Here is a 12,264-nt window from a genome sequence, read left to right on the forward strand (position 1 = left end):
ACCGGTCTGACGCCTACGGAATTCAAAAATTAGGAGGTGGAACGAATGGATTGGGAACAGCAGGGGATTATTACACGAATCAAAAAGGATTGTAGCACAAGGTAACCTGCGCTCTAGATATGAAAACAAGTTACCTCAAACAAAATTCCGTTCAGTGCTCTGAAATATAGGGTGTACCCGCCTCTCATCAATTTAGGTGCATGCTCGGATGCGGTTCCGAATGCTTTAAGCTTTTTATGGAACTCATCAACTTCGGTTGTGGTATCCACGTAGAAGCCCAGATGAAAATCCTTCGGATAGCGATAGTCTTCATCCAGGCTAGAGGGCATGCTGCTAAGAACTAAGGTAAATCCATGTCCGTCCTCCATAACAGCGATCACAGTCCCTTTTTGTTCAATGAGTTGAAAGCCAAAAAGACTTTGGAAAAACGTAATTGCTTCGGGTAAGTCAGGAACACATAAGTTCAAGTGGTTAAGTTTCATTTTCATCAACGGCTCCTTTTGCTATTAATCTAATGGGATTAGAATAATCTAATGTATTTAGATTGTCAACTCATGATATACTTGAAGTGAAAGAGGTGGGCTGCGTGGCAAGACGGCGAATCTACATATTGTCAGATGGGCAAAACGAAGGAATTAGTTCAGGCCATGTACCACTTGGTCGGGAACGGATACTGGGTACGGCTCTTGAGGTATTAAACGAGGTTGGATTGAAAGAACTAAGCATGAAAAAGATAGCGGATAAATTACAGGTGAAAACAGCCTCTTTATATTATCACGTCAAAGATAAAGAAGAACTAATACAGCTTCTCTCGGATCGAATAAGCAGGGGAATGGTGTGGCCAGAGCGATCTTTGGATTGGGAAGAACAAATTGTTCAGTGGGCTGAGCAGTTTCGGCAGGTACTTCTGTCCCACAGAGATGCGGTTGAATTGTTTAAGCAGACGATTGCGAGAGGTATGGACAGACTAACGCAGATCGAAAAGTTATATGAGCTGCTTGTCTCCGCGGGATTCGCAGATTCTCATATTCCATGGACCGCATCGCTACTCAAAAATTATGTGCTTGGTTTTGTAGCTGAGCATGTTCAACTTATGGCTATTGCAAGTGGTCAATTTACTTCTTCTGAAGAGATGAGCGAGCAGTATGAGCAGTTTTATCGCCAGCTGCCTGAAGAGAAATTCCCCAATATGATTCGCTTAGCTCCTTACACAACTAGACCAGACTGGGAGAAGGAATTTCAATTTGGGTTGAGGGTGTTAATTGACGGTTTGGCTGACAAAAGGAAACAGAAATAACTTGCCGTTACAGACAGCACGGCGAACCGTACCGTTAGTAACGGCGGAAAATTCCCGGAAATCTAGTTTGAAATAGTCGATGGATGACGACCTCTCCTTATTTTACGAATGAATCGTCTGTCCATGTAGAAAGCAGTAAGCAATGCTGCTAAAGTAAGCAAAATCGGTATGCCGAAGGCTTCATAGGAAAATGGGTTGCCTTCGAAGTTTAAGTTGGTCACACGGTATTCCAAACGCTTGATTCCATATTTAGCGGTTTGGACGTCCTCTTGCTTGGCTAAATCCTCAAGCGGTGCATCGAACATAAATCTATCAGCAGAGCCACTGTGAATGAACTCGGGCACCACGGTGTTATTCTTTGCATGCCATTGTTTAATATCCTCCGCAGCTGAAGTCTCTGCCTCTACGCCCGGAACGAGCATTCGATCGAGTTTCGGCGCATTCGACATGTTATATCTGGTAACTAGGTTAAGGTGGTATTTCGTGACGATCGGTTGCTTGGCGTCTGAGACGGTATGCACCTTGGTTGTTCCGGAAGCCGCATACGTATCAAAAATCGTAGTAAGCGCTCCGTCATCCATTCCGTTATACAACAACACGCCAGTGCTTTTTACGTTCCATTGGAACGCTCGATTGAGTGTATAGGCCACTTCGGTTCGATCCATATGATAAGGTTGTATCTCCGGATTTTTCACGAAGGAATAAGAGGGGTAATGAATCTCTTTTGCTATTTTCTCCGCCATAGGCTCGCCTAATTGTTGTGAAATGACATAGAGGACAGCATCAATTCCTGAGGTGAGGGCTGCTGAGGAGACAATGTTCCCGTCTGCAACATAACGCAGATCCCTTCTCCAGTTTGTTTCGGGATATTTTGCAACTTCCCCGTACTCGAAACTTTTCCAGTCCGTGGCCGCTTCTTTCCCGTTTAATAAACCCGTATCCGCCAGATTTAACGCCCCGGCACAGATGCTTAACAGCTTCGTATCCGCATGTTTTTGTATCCATTGTCGGATAGGTTTATACTTGGCTTCGTCAACCATAGGCATGGCCGGGATCACAATGAGGTCGGGACTTTTTCCCAACAAACGATCCAGTTCATCGAACGAATAGTGAGGCATCAGATCCAAACCGCCAGAGAGGGTTTTCAATTCTTTATCCGGAGCCACGGCATATACGTTATAAGACTCCGTCATCGCAAACAGTTCATACGGAACCATAAAATCAAACACTTCTGTCGTTGGGTTGGATAAGAGGACAGCTACTGTAGGTTTTTTCGGGTTATGTTCAGGCACACTCACAGCTTGTAAAGCAGGCACGGGTGTTGGCCGGGTGGGAATCCAGTACTCCTTGTTGGATCGAATATACCCAAACGCCCCGACCCCTCCAAACAGGATGATGAACATCATGACATAGACAGCGACTCGTAAAATTAACTTTTTCATCTTACATTCTCCTTTGACCTTGTTATGGTAACCTTCTCTGGGATTAAGATAAATGCGTTCTGTGAACTCAAAATGAACGGCAAAAAATGGCCAAAAAAAATACCGCCCGTGCGGGCGATAGTGTGCCATTCAATGAATTGTGCGCTCGATTTCTAGTTCCCATGCGGCAGTGAAACCGTAAAAGTCGTTCCGGTACCCAGACTACTAGACACATGTATTTCTCCGTTATGCATATCTATGATTTTCTTGACAATGGATAAACCAAGCCCATTTCCCTTAACAGAATGACTACGGGCTTTGTCCACTTTATGAAACGGTTTGAAAACATGGACAAGCTCTTCTTCAGGGATCCCGATTCCACTGTCTGTTATCGATACGATAGTATCATGCGTTTTCCCCATCGATTGGATACGTATCGTACCGTTAGGCGCAGTGAATTTGATAGCGTTGTTCAGCAAGTTAATCCATACCTGATCCAACTGATCTTGGTCCGCGCGAACGGTTATGGGCTCAAGTTCAACATCCATATTGATTTCTTTTGCGGTCCATAGCGGCTCTAATGTGATGATAACCCGTCGCAGCTGCTCATCCAATCGGTAGGTAGTAACCTTTAACGGATGATGCTCCTGCTGTAAATAAGAGAGTTGAAGCAAATTTTGCCCTAATCGGGACAACCGCTCGCTTTCCTCCTCGATAATTGTTAAATAACGTAGACGGCTCTCTTCACTTAGCTTCTTATGTTTTAATGCTTTCGTAAATCCTGAAATTGAAGTTAACGGGGATTGGATTTCATGAGAGACACTTGAAACAAAGTCTTGTCGCATATGATCCAGTTTTGCAAGTTCTGTTGCCATTTCATGAAAACTCACGCTTAATTGACCAATCTCATCCCTACGTTTCATAGGAAGGTTGGCAGAATCGAAGGTCCCTTTTGCCACCCTTTTGGTGGCTTCCGTCAACTGAATGATCGGATGTACGACATAACGGGCGGCAATCAAAATCAGAAAGCTGCCAATAACCAGAACAAGGATATATACAGCGTGAATCCAAGGCATATTTTCCTGCTCTTGTGCTACCGTTTGCTTATCTAACGTGAGAAACAAAGCGTAGGGATCGCCTCTCACCGAAAAAGGTACCCCCACCACGGGAAAGCCATGTGATTCTGTATCGAAACCGCGTGCGATGCTGCCGTCTAGCACTTGCTTAATCGTACTCTGTTCCACAGGCATAAGCTCTTTTTCTTGAAACATAGGCGCAAATTCTTTATTGAAAAGTTGGATACTGTAAATCGAAAGACCGGAGAAGCTTTGCATAAACGCTCCCAACTCCGCGGTAGGGTTCGACTGATAGGCCTGGATGATGGTTTTACCGTCTTCCACTAGCGTATCTTCTATAAAATTGTTTTTCCGTCCCTCAAACATCGTGGTACTAGCCATAAACGCTGCGAGCAAGCTCAACACCACAATACAAATAAAGACCAATACGACGCGGGTATATAGTGATTTAATCCTGATGCACCTCCAAACGATAACCAAGCCCCCGGATCGTGATAATGCGGAATTCAGACTCGAAGTCAATGAACCTCTCCCGAAGCCTTTTAATGTGAACATCGACTGTCCGATCATCCCCTTCATAGTCGAGGCCCCAGATATTTACGATGAGATTTTCCCTTGTAAACAATTGCCCGGGATAACTGCCCAATTTATACAGCAGCTCGAATTCTTTCATGGGGAGTGTTGCGCTTTGTCCATGATTAAAGATAACTTGATAACGCTTACGGTCTAATGTAATCGTGCCAAGCTGGATCTCATTGGCTGTGGAGATACGGTACCGCTTGAGTAAGGCTTTTACCCGAAGAACCAACTCTACGGGGTCAAACGGTTTCACCAAATAATCGTCCGTGCCCAGTTTAAATCCTTTGATTCGGTCCGTTGATTCCCCTTTCGCGGTAATCATTAATATAGGCATCTCACCGAAGTTGCGAAGATTCTCGCATAAAGCCCAGCCATCCATAATCGGCATCATAATATCGAGAATCACCAGATCAACGATATGGTTCTCCGCGTATTGCAACGCATCTTCCCCATTGGATTTTTCGATGATCTCAAAGCCTTCATCTTCCAAATACAGACGGACCAACTCGCGGATATGCGCATCATCGTCTACCACTAACACCTTTGCCATTCTTAATCTCTCCCCTACAAAAAGAAATGCCCTTACTTTTTCATTCGGTCAAATAAAAGGAACCGCTCTTACATAGCGACACAATAAACCGTTCTAATGAACTCAATATGAACAGACGCAAACAAGCACCCACAGCGGCCATCCACGAATACTCCCTACATTATTGTACGGTTTAAGGAGGATCAAGCAAGCCTGATTTTCCCTGAGAAAACGAATATAACGGCAAATTTCACACGGGGATTATACTCGGTCGCCATTTTTTCGTCTGCGATTAAATAGTATTTACACATATAATATTTATATATATAATATCGGTAAATACTAAATGAGGAGCGATCGAGATGTGGCAATTTGAGCATTCCCTTACCACGGCGGCCAAGGCGGAGACGATTTGGAGGCTATACAGTGATATTACGACCTGGACAACATGGGATAAAGGGATCGTAGGCGCCTCGCTGGAGGGGGCGTTCGTCCAGGGTACGAGGGGCTTCCTGCAGCCGGAAGGCCAAGAGCCTCTTCCCTTTGAGCTTACAGAAGTCACCCCCCTGCATGGATTCTCGGACATAACCGATATTCCGGCTGCAGGCATTCAAGTTCATTTTACCCACCTTCTGGTGGAGTCGGATGGAGAGACACAGGTTACCCATAAAGTAAAAATCACGGGACCGAATGCGGAGCAGTTGGGGCCCAAATTCGGGGCTCACATGGTAGAAGGCATCCCCCGTACGATGGAGGGCCTTGCTGCTCTGGCACTGGAGAAGGAGCGTGGCCAAGGTGCATGAACAGATAGAACAAACTCGCCGATATTGGATTGGCGTCGTCTCCGCCTCTCACGTATCCAGGGGAGTAGAGGGTGGGTTCGCCCAGCTTTGTCATGGGAAGGCAGCGCCCCTTAAGCGGATGCAAGCCGGGGATTGGCTGATTTATTACTCGCCTCGCACAGATATGAGGAACGGGGAACCCCTGCAGGCATTCACGGCGATAGGGCAAGTACAGGATGACAGCGTATATGAATACCACATGTCCGATTCGTTCATACCATTTCGCCGGAATATTCGCTATACTGATTGTAAAGAAACAAAGATCAGCTCGCTGCTGGGTCAGCTTAGCTTCACGCGCGGCGAGAAAAATTGGGGCTACCGGTTTCGGTTCGGCCACTTTGAGATCTCGGAGCAAGACTTTCGGGTCATTGCGGATGCCATGTTGAACAACGCGGAGGGAAAGGCATATGAGCTCGGAATTCAATAGCGCAGAGGAAAGTCCCGGATTTATGCTGTGGCAGGTCACGAACCTATGGCAAAAGGCGATACGGAATGCCTTGAGTCCATTTGAATTGACCCATCCGCAATTCGTGCTCCTTTTCTCCTGCAAGTGGCTCAATGAACGAAATGGCCACATGGGCATTACGCAGGTTCAATTAGCCCAGCATGCACAGATGGACGTTAATGTCACGTCGCAGGTGCTGAGGACACTGGAAAAGAAAGGCTACATCGAGCGCCGGCCTCACCCGACGGATTCCAGAGCGAACACTATTTCCGTCACGAAGGCGGGAGACGAAGTTGCTTCGCAGGCCGTTAAGGCTGTAGAAACGGAGGACGGAGCCTTTTTCTCCGGGCTTGGTCATGAGATTAGGGACCTGAACCGACTTCTACGGCAGCTTGCGAGGCGGTAGTCGTTGATTTCTGTACATGTTGGGGAAAACCGCCACCCAATGATACATCACAATGCGCTTATCGAGGCCATCCCCAAAGGATGGCCTAAAAACTTGCCGGGGCGAGGAGAAAGTATCGCCGACTGTCGTTTTCGTTTTGAAGGTGCGATGTGGAATTGACAAAAATTTTTTCTCGCAATGTAGAAATCCCACCCTCCAATACGACATAATATCGAAACCCAATTCCAGTACGATTTTGTGAGAGGAGTTTTTCCATGAGTTACACGTTGATGTTTTATGAGAGCCAAGAGGATTTTGCGGCAAGAATGGATCCTGCAAAGCAGCAGGAGTATTTAGCAGGCTGGACACACTACGTGCATGCTTTGCGGGAGGCGGGCATTGTGGTGTTCGGGTCGGGCCTCTATGCTCCTGAGACAGCTGCCACGATGAAGCGCCGCGGCGGCGAGATGGTTGTCCAGGACGGACCGTTCCCGGAGACGAAAGAGCAGCTTGGCGGAATATTCGTAATTGATGTTCCGGACCTAGAGACTGCATTGGAGTGGGCTGCGCGAGGGCCTGTCGATACGGTAGAAGTCAGACAGAACATTCCCGCGTTGAAGTAATCATGCTATGAAAGCCCATCAAATGATTGATCAAACAGCTAGAGATGCGTATGGCCGGTTGCTCTCCTATTTGGCTGTCAATTGGCGTGATTTGCAGGCGGTTGAGGATGCGATCGGAGACGCTTTTCTCGCTGCGCTGGAATCGTGGCCCAAGACCGGTGTTCCGGATAAGCCGGAGGCATGGCTGGTCACAGCCGCCCGGAGGCGGCTGATCGATCGTGCCCGCCGTACCCGTGTTTCCGAAAGTGCGCTGCCGACACTCCTTGCCATGTCCGAGGATGCTGAGCATCTGGCGTCTTCAAGCGCTGCCTTTCCGGACGAACGGCTGAGGATGATGTTGCTCTGCACGCATCCTGCTATTGATCCTGCCATGCGTACGCCGCTGATGCTGCAGACGGTGCTTGGCATCGATGCCGCGCGAATCGCGTCAGCATTTGTCGTCAAGCCCTCCACCATGGGCCAACGTCTTACTCGGGTAAAGGCAAAAATTCGCGCCGAACGCATCACATTTGAAATGCCTGATGCTGAGGAGATCCCGGAACGACTCGATTCCGTCCTGGAGGCCATTTATGCAGCTTACGGGAGCGGGTGGGACGAGGCAGCGATGGCCGATTCGCCTCGCAGGAGCTTGGCGCAGGAAGCAATCTATCTTGGAAGGCTGCTTCTCCAATTCACCCCCCGCGATCCAGAGGTGAATGGTCTGCTGGCCCTCATGCTGCACTGTGAAGCGCGGCGGGGGGCCCGGCATGATGAAGAGGGGAACTATATTCCCCTCTCTGAACAGGATTGTGCGCGATGGGAACAACGTTTGATTGTGGAGGCGGAACGTCATTTACATATCGCATCGCAAGCCAAGGGGATGGGCCGGTTTCAACTCATGGCCGCGATCCAATCGGTGCATGCACAGCGATTATGGACAGGGCGAACGGAGTGGGAGGCGATTGCGCAGTTATACGAGGGCCTTACTCGGATGTATCCCACGCTAGGCGGCTTAGTCGGTCGAGCCGCCGCAGTGGCGGAAGCTTATGGTGCGGAACGCGGCCTTGCATGTCTAGAGGCCATTCCACCAGCAGAGATAGTGAGCTATCAGCCTTACTGGGCGCTTGCCGGGCATTTGTACAAGGAGATGTATCGACAAGAAGAGGCCCAATCGGCCTATAGCCGTGCTATTGGATTAAGTACAGATGCATCGATTCGGCGATTTTTAAGTCGCCAAGCGGTTTGGGGGATATGACTGGCTGCATGTGCCTCACGAGCTGCCATCGCAATCCATCATTCTCATGGATCAGAAAACAGTAGCAGCCGCGGACAGATTTTTTTTGTCCTCGGCTGCTAATGTTTTGAGGTTCTATAGATCTATCCGTCACAAAGCGTCAAAAGCAGGCTTTAGAACAGTTGCCGCCCATTGGCGGAAGCTGGTGGGGGAGGTGGTTTCCGGCGTACGCCGGAGCGCGTTGAAGATCCCGTCCGCTCCAACGATGTCCATGTCCACCATACTCTGGGCCATGGCCTCCGTGTAGCCGGTGCCAAGAAATATTTGCTTGTAGCTGTCGAGCGTCATCTGCTCGAAGCGGACCGGTGTGCCGAGCACTTCGGTCAGAATTACCGCCATATCCTGATAAGAAAGGTCTTCCGGTCCGAGCACAGCCAGACTCTCCTGTCCGCTCCACTCCCGCTCAAGGAGAAGCCGTGAGGCTGCAGCAGCAATATCACAGGTAGCAACTGTGGGATTCTTCAGGTTACCCGGGATCGTGAAGCGAATCAAGCCCTCGTTTTTCATGAAGCGCAGCTGCCTGAGCATGTTGTCCATGAAGGAAGGCATCGTTAACGCACGAAAATGTACGCCTGTGCTTCTAAACAGATCCTCCATCGCCAGCGATGCCGAGATATTACCCGCATAGCGCTGCTGACCGCGCCCGAGTGCGGAAATCGCCACAACACGATCTACTCGATTACGGACGATCGCGTCGGCAGCCGGGATGCTGAACTGAAGGTAGGCGTCATAGACGCTCTCCGCGTTCTTGTCGGCCGGCACGAGCCAGAACACGGCATCGGCTCCCTCGAACGCCCGATTAACGATACTCCGGTCGGCATGTGAGCCCTGAATGACTTCTACCCGCGTACGAATCTCTTCAGGGATTCGCTGCGGATCCCGCGCAATCACGCGAATGTCCTCACCGCTTTCAAGCACGCGTTCAAGCACCTGGTGCCCGATCTTACTCGTGGGTGCAGTAATCACAATCATCTTCAATCATCCTTCCCTCGCTAATAATCAACAGTGTTGCTTACACGTTAGTGTTGCGTATGCTACACTATATGAAGAATTTTATGGGAGACTTACGATTTCAACAACCGATAAAAGGCTTCTATCGTTGCATACGCAACACGCCAGCTAATGCGTTGTCTAAGGAGGGTGTTTGATCATGCCGGTCAATCCGAATGATCCGCGCGTCAGCCGGACGCGCCAATTCATTATGCAAGCTTTCACGGAACTGGTGGAAGAGCAGAAGAATGTATACTCGATTTCAGTGCAGGATATAACGGCTCGCGCGAACATTAACCGTGCTACCTTTTATGCTCACTTTGAGGACAAATACGCTTTTCTGGAAAGCTGGATAAGTCGGAAGTTCCAGATTCTCTTGAAGGAGGCCGTACCCCAGGGCAGGATTACGGGGATCGGTAGCTTGCGCACCGTAGTCCAGACGGTATTCGACGTGCTGGCGCGATTCCGCCAGTACATGGCCCATCCCGGCAACAGTCGGTTCGAGCCGCTGTTCGAAATTGCGATGCAGAAGGAACTCTACAAGCTCCTGCTCGAATGGCTAAACGAAGAGACGATGGGTTCGTCGGACAAGGTTGAGACCACAGCGCTTGTTGCCAGTTGGGGCATCTTCGGTGCCGCCGTGCATTGGAGCAGAGATCAGCAGAACCGCACAGCGGAGACGGTGGTGCATCACGTATTGGAGGTTGCAGCGGCGGCCCTGGCACCGGTCTTGGAGGAATAATTGGCGTTTCAGTTAGAGCGATGAAGCGTGTCGCAGGCTCACGGCAAGTTTTTGCATAAGATGGGCATAATGGATTCATTACTTGCGAAAAAAGGAAGGGGCACGGCAAGGAAATGAATCATCCCTATGTAATTTTGCCTGAAGAGCAAGCGCCTGCCGGTGTGGAACATTGCGAGAAGTGTGAGCTATCTAAGCAGCGGACGCGGGTCATCTGGGGGGAAGGAAATCCGCAAGCCTCCCTTATGTTGATATTGGACAATCCCGGGGCTCGGGAAGATCGTCAAGGGAATCCATTTTTATGCGGTACTCGAGAAACACTCCAGCGCGGTCTGAGGGAAGCGGGGATTGATACCAACGAAGTTTATGTCAGTTACTTGCTGAAATGTCGCCCTGTGCGTGCTTATAATAAGCCCGAGGCTAGAGCGGCATGTTCTTCACACCTGCACCTGCAGCTTTTAACGAAGCGGCCGCTTGTCTTATTTGGCTTTGGCAATGTCGTGGCGGAGGCCGTATTCCCAGGTATGGAGAGTGCCAGTGTGAAGGAATTGCGAGGCGGCTGGCAGGAGTTTCAAGGAATACCGATCGGCTTCACCTATCACCCCCTTGCCGTAAGAAGGCGACCCAATTTGCAAAGGTTCTTCGTTGAAGATCTGCAAGCCTTGAAGGAGAAATGGAAGAAGATACAACAAGGGACGTACTAGCGTGTTCTTGTATTGCAGAGGGACGCGCTTTCGCTTACGCCCGTGGGAATTTATGGTAAGATAATAAGTGAAGCAGCATTTCTATTTTCGATAATTGGAGGCGCTTACTTATGGATCAACCATTGCAGCAAGAGGGGTACTTTGGAGAGTTTGGCGGCAGCTTCGTTCCGCCGGAATTGCAGGAAGTGCTGAATTATTTGAGTGAGCAATTTTACAAATTTAAAGACGATCCTGAGTTCAAGGAGGAGCTTCGGTACTACCTGAGTGAATATGTTGGCCGCGAGAATCCGCTGACCTATGCAGAGCGGCTGACCAAAGCATGGGGAGGGCCGAAGATCTACTTAAAGCGCGAGGACCTGAACCATACCGGAGCGCATAAAATCAACAATGCCATTGGCCAGATTCTGCTTGCTAAGCGGATGGGGGCCAAGCGGATTATTGCGGAGACCGGTGCCGGGCAGCATGGTGTGGCTACGGCCACGGCTTGCGCGATGTTTAACATGGAATGCGTCATCTACATGGGGGCTGAAGATACGCGTCGTCAGGCACTTAACGTGTTCCGCATGGAGCTGCTCGGCGCGAAGGTGGTACCGGTGAATAAAGGCCAGGGTCGTCTAAAGGACGCGGTGGATGAGGCGCTGGGCGATCTGGTACAGAACTACCAGAATACGTTCTACCTGCTCGGTTCCGCAGTGGGTCCACATCCGTTTCCGACAATGGTCAAGCACTTCCAAGCGATCATTAGTGAAGAATCGAAGCGGCAGATTATTGAAAAAGAGGGCCGGCTGCCAGATGCGGTCGTGGCCTGCGCAGGCGGCGGCAGCAATGCGATTGGCTCATTCGCGCACTACATCGACGAGCCGTCCGTTCGTTTGATCGGCGTCGAGCCCGATCAAGCGCCAACCTTAACCGAAGGCGTGCCGAGCATTATTCACGGCTTCAAGTGTTTAGTGCTTCTGGACGAAGAGGGTCAACCGAAGAAGACGTATTCGATCGCCGCGGGACTTGACTATCCGGGCATTGGGCCGGAGCACAGCCACTTGAAGGTGTCGGGCCGGGCGGAATATGCAACAGTCACTAATGAAGAAGTGCTGGCGGCTTTCCAGGAACTGTCGCGCACAGAGGGCATTATCCCTGCACTAGAGAGTGCACATGCAATTGCCTACGCGAAAAAGCTGGCGCCAACAATGGGGCAAGATCAGATTGTTATCGTCAATCTGTCTGGCCGCGGGGATAAAGATGTCGAGCAAGTGTATCAAATGCTTAAATAAACGAACAACAGGGCGCCCAATGGGGCGCCTTTTCATATATCGGCTTTGCGGCAGAAACGGCATACCGTTCCGCCACATGGCCGGTGTCAT

General features: G+C 49.7%; 14 protein-coding genes. 9 read left to right on the top strand and 5 right to left on the bottom strand.

Annotated features, from left to right (window positions below; genetic code table 11):
* Positions 1-113: 113 nt before the first annotated feature.
* Positions 114-482, bottom strand: a complete 369-nt coding sequence (locus ABE504_RS26895) for a VOC family protein (protein ID WP_430095082.1) — start codon at positions 480-482, stop codon at positions 114-116.
* Positions 483-586: 104 nt separating this feature from the next.
* On the opposite strand from ABE504_RS26895, the gene ABE504_RS26900 reads away from it, so the two are divergent.
* Positions 587-1,297, top strand: coding sequence for a TetR/AcrR family transcriptional regulator C-terminal domain-containing protein (locus ABE504_RS26900; protein ID WP_430094815.1), 711 nt, complete (start codon positions 587-589; stop codon positions 1,295-1,297).
* A 62-nt stretch (positions 1,298-1,359) separates the two neighbouring features.
* On the opposite strand, the gene ABE504_RS26905 is transcribed toward ABE504_RS26900, so the two are convergent.
* The 3 genes from ABE504_RS26905 to ABE504_RS26915 form a co-directional block, all read right to left on the bottom strand.
* Entirely contained in the window at positions 1,360-2,739 is a 1,380-nt protein-coding gene (locus tag ABE504_RS26905) for a DJ-1/PfpI family protein (protein ID WP_430094817.1), read from the bottom strand.
* A gap of 152 nt (positions 2,740-2,891) precedes the next feature.
* Complete coding sequence (locus tag ABE504_RS26910; protein WP_430094819.1) at positions 2,892-4,118, bottom strand: sensor histidine kinase; 1,227 nt, start codon at positions 4,116-4,118, stop codon at positions 2,892-2,894.
* 124 nt (positions 4,119-4,242) lie between these two features.
* Complete coding sequence (locus ABE504_RS26915) at positions 4,243-4,923, bottom strand: response regulator transcription factor (RefSeq protein ID WP_430094821.1); 681 nt, start codon at positions 4,921-4,923, stop codon at positions 4,243-4,245.
* A 341-nt stretch (positions 4,924-5,264) separates the two neighbouring features.
* On the opposite strand from ABE504_RS26915, the gene ABE504_RS26920 reads away from it, so the two are divergent.
* From ABE504_RS26920 to ABE504_RS26940, 5 genes are all read left to right on the top strand, one after another.
* Positions 5,265-5,705, top strand: coding sequence for an SRPBCC family protein (locus ABE504_RS26920; RefSeq protein ID WP_430094823.1), 441 nt, complete (start codon positions 5,265-5,267; stop codon positions 5,703-5,705).
* Complete coding sequence (locus ABE504_RS26925) at positions 5,698-6,171, top strand: EVE domain-containing protein (protein ID WP_430094825.1); 474 nt, start codon at positions 5,698-5,700, stop codon at positions 6,169-6,171. The genes ABE504_RS26920 and ABE504_RS26925 overlap by 8 nt, the downstream gene beginning before the upstream one ends.
* On the top strand, positions 6,152-6,595 hold the full coding sequence (locus ABE504_RS26930) for a MarR family winged helix-turn-helix transcriptional regulator (RefSeq protein ID WP_430094827.1): 444 nt from the start codon (positions 6,152-6,154) through the stop codon (positions 6,593-6,595). Before ABE504_RS26925 ends, ABE504_RS26930 begins: the two co-directional genes overlap by 20 nt.
* 254 nt (positions 6,596-6,849) lie before the next feature.
* On the top strand, positions 6,850-7,197 hold the full coding sequence (locus ABE504_RS26935; protein ID WP_430094829.1) for a YciI family protein: 348 nt from the start codon (positions 6,850-6,852) through the stop codon (positions 7,195-7,197).
* A 7-nt stretch (positions 7,198-7,204) separates the two neighbouring features.
* Entirely contained in the window at positions 7,205-8,431 is a 1,227-nt protein-coding gene (locus ABE504_RS26940) for an RNA polymerase sigma factor (RefSeq protein ID WP_430094830.1), read from the top strand.
* Positions 8,432-8,560: 129 nt separating this feature from the next.
* Here the strand turns inward: ABE504_RS26940 and ABE504_RS26945 are convergent, their stop codons facing one another.
* Positions 8,561-9,436, bottom strand: coding sequence for an NAD(P)H-binding protein (locus ABE504_RS26945; RefSeq protein ID WP_430094832.1), 876 nt, complete (start codon positions 9,434-9,436; stop codon positions 8,561-8,563).
* A gap of 184 nt (positions 9,437-9,620) precedes the next feature.
* Here ABE504_RS26945 and ABE504_RS26950 point away from each other — a divergent pair, with 184 nt between their 5' ends.
* The 3 genes from ABE504_RS26950 to trpB all read left to right on the top strand — a co-directional run bounded on the left by ABE504_RS26950 (position 9,621) and on the right by trpB (position 12,174).
* Complete coding sequence (locus ABE504_RS26950) at positions 9,621-10,202, top strand: TetR/AcrR family transcriptional regulator (protein WP_430094834.1); 582 nt, start codon at positions 9,621-9,623, stop codon at positions 10,200-10,202.
* A gap of 113 nt (positions 10,203-10,315) precedes the next feature.
* Entirely contained in the window at positions 10,316-10,903 is a 588-nt protein-coding gene (locus ABE504_RS26955; RefSeq protein ID WP_430094836.1) for a uracil-DNA glycosylase, read from the top strand.
* A 110-nt stretch (positions 10,904-11,013) separates the two neighbouring features.
* Positions 11,014-12,174: a tryptophan synthase subunit beta gene (gene trpB / locus ABE504_RS26960; protein WP_430094837.1), complete on the top strand. Its 1,161-nt coding sequence runs from the start codon at positions 11,014-11,016 to the stop codon at positions 12,172-12,174.
* Positions 12,175-12,264 lie beyond the last annotated feature (90 nt).

It is taken from the genome of Paenibacillus oryzisoli (assembly GCF_050467285.1).
Classification (GTDB): domain Bacteria; phylum Bacillota; class Bacilli; order Paenibacillales; family NBRC-103111; genus Paenibacillus_E; species Paenibacillus_E oryzisoli_A.

Excerpts from the sequence above, each read along its gene's own strand:
- ABE504_RS26895 (WP_430095082.1), bottom strand. The coding sequence starts at position 482 with ATGAAACTTAACCACTTGAACTTATGTGTTCCTGACTTACCCGAAGCA.
- ABE504_RS26905 (WP_430094817.1), bottom strand. The coding sequence starts at position 2,739 with ATGAAAAAGTTAATTTTACGAGTCGCTGTCTATGTCATGATGTTCATC.
- ABE504_RS26915 (WP_430094821.1), bottom strand. The coding sequence starts at position 4,923 with ATGGCAAAGGTGTTAGTGGTAGACGATGATGCGCATATCCGCGAGTTG.
- ABE504_RS26920 (WP_430094823.1), top strand. The coding sequence starts at position 5,265 with ATGTGGCAATTTGAGCATTCCCTTACCACGGCGGCCAAGGCGGAGACG.
- ABE504_RS26930 (WP_430094827.1), top strand. The coding sequence starts at position 6,152 with ATGAGCTCGGAATTCAATAGCGCAGAGGAAAGTCCCGGATTTATGCTG.
- ABE504_RS26935 (WP_430094829.1), top strand. The coding sequence starts at position 6,850 with ATGAGTTACACGTTGATGTTTTATGAGAGCCAAGAGGATTTTGCGGCA.
- ABE504_RS26940 (WP_430094830.1), top strand. The coding sequence starts at position 7,205 with ATGAAAGCCCATCAAATGATTGATCAAACAGCTAGAGATGCGTATGGC.
- ABE504_RS26950 (WP_430094834.1), top strand. The coding sequence starts at position 9,621 with ATGCCGGTCAATCCGAATGATCCGCGCGTCAGCCGGACGCGCCAATTC.
- ABE504_RS26955 (WP_430094836.1), top strand. The coding sequence starts at position 10,316 with ATGAATCATCCCTATGTAATTTTGCCTGAAGAGCAAGCGCCTGCCGGT.
- trpB (WP_430094837.1), top strand. The coding sequence starts at position 11,014 with ATGGATCAACCATTGCAGCAAGAGGGGTACTTTGGAGAGTTTGGCGGC.